The following is a 1,487-nucleotide window of genomic DNA, read 5'->3' on the forward strand; positions in this document are numbered from 1 at the left end:
GTTCGTCCTGAACAACGCTTTCAGGCGGCTGTAAGCGCCTGACGTGGTCGATCCGGGCGGGTCATGGCGTTCAGAATGGTTGCGATGATGAGCACAAGCCAAGCCCTGAGATGGGCGAGGATCTTGCGGATGTTATGGCCGCAGGCGCAGAGCACGGCAAATAGCGCGTCGCCGATGGTGCCTTTCAGGGGGCAGCGTGCCAGACGGCCGTCGGTTTTCATGTGGCCGATCTCGGCCTTGATGGCGCCGCGGCGTCGGAGTTCTGCAATCAGTTTTGGCGTAAGGTCGCGCCGGGTGCCGCTGATCAGGACGCGGGTCGCTGCCACGCCGTGGCCGCGATAACCGCGGTCAACGACGGCCAGGCCGGGGCGCTGGTCGGTCAGGATCTCCACCTGTTCCAGCGCCGGGGCCAGGGTATGGCCATCATAGGGATTGCCGGGAAAGCTGCGCATGCCCACCACGAAGCCCTCGTCCAGCGTCGTCGCCACGCTGACCTTGCAACCGAACTCGTAGCGCACCCGGGCCTTGCCCTTGGAGATGCAATCGACCTCCGGCTCGTGCAGGGCATAGATCTTGTCGCTGCCCTTGGGCTGCTGGTGCAGCAGTTGGGATACCAGCGCAAGTTTGGCAACGATCCCGTCCCGCAGCGTGCCCTCTGGGATGTCGTCGAGGTGGCGGCGCAGATCGCGCATGACACGACCGGTATAGCCTTTCAGCATTTTTCAATGCCTTGCGCATGCGCTTGAACTGCTTCGCATGGGCGTAGCGGCCGACCTGCAGCGCCAGCCGCGGGGCAAGGCGGGCATAGGATTGCCACAGCTCCACCCCGGCGCCTCGCGCCAGAGCCACCAACTGATCCCGCGCACGCTCGTAGAGCCGGGCGTCGGTGGGGTGGGCGATGGCCTTTCCATCACGGTCGTATCGACGGCCACACGCTTCACACTGTCCTCGTCGATGGCGCCGGATTTCTGCCCGGCCCGGATCGTCTGGGTCAGCAGCCATTCCACCCCTTCCTCGCTGATGCGCCCGCGCCAGCGGGTTAGCGATGACGGATCGATCGGTGGGCGATGCTGAAAGAACACCTCGCCGGTGAAGTGCTGGTAATAGGGGGTCTCGACCCACCGGGCAACGACCGCCTCATCCGACAGCCGATAGGCGTGCTGAAGGTAGAGCAATCCCGCCACCAACCGCGGCGACGTCGCCGGCCGTCCGGTGGCCGACGGAAAGAAACCAGCCCATTCCCGCTCGAACACTTCCCAGTCGATCAGCGCCGCGAGCTTCACCAACTCGTGCCGCAGATCGATCATGTCGACCAGCCGTGGGCGCAGCAGATCATCCTGTTCCGGCGGGCGAGAGCGGTGCTTCATGGGCGGGACCGAAATTGCAAGGTTTCCACCGAAACTATACGAAACCCTGCAGCTGATCGCGAGAGATACCGTAATATTTCAAAACAAAATCAACCCGATGGGAGTTGTTCAGGACGAACT

Annotated in this window: 1 pseudogene; it reads right to left on the reverse strand. The window is 63.5% G+C overall.

The annotated features are described in order from the left end of the window. Window positions 1–20: 20 nt before the first annotated feature. Window positions 21–1,367, reverse strand: a pseudogene (locus OEZ49_RS22955) (IS5 family transposase). Window positions 1,368–1,487: the final 120 nt, after the last annotated feature.

The sequence above is a fragment of the Ruegeria marisflavi genome, assembly GCF_025673445.1.
Lineage (GTDB): Bacteria > Pseudomonadota > Alphaproteobacteria > Rhodobacterales > Rhodobacteraceae > Ruegeria_B > Ruegeria_B marisflavi.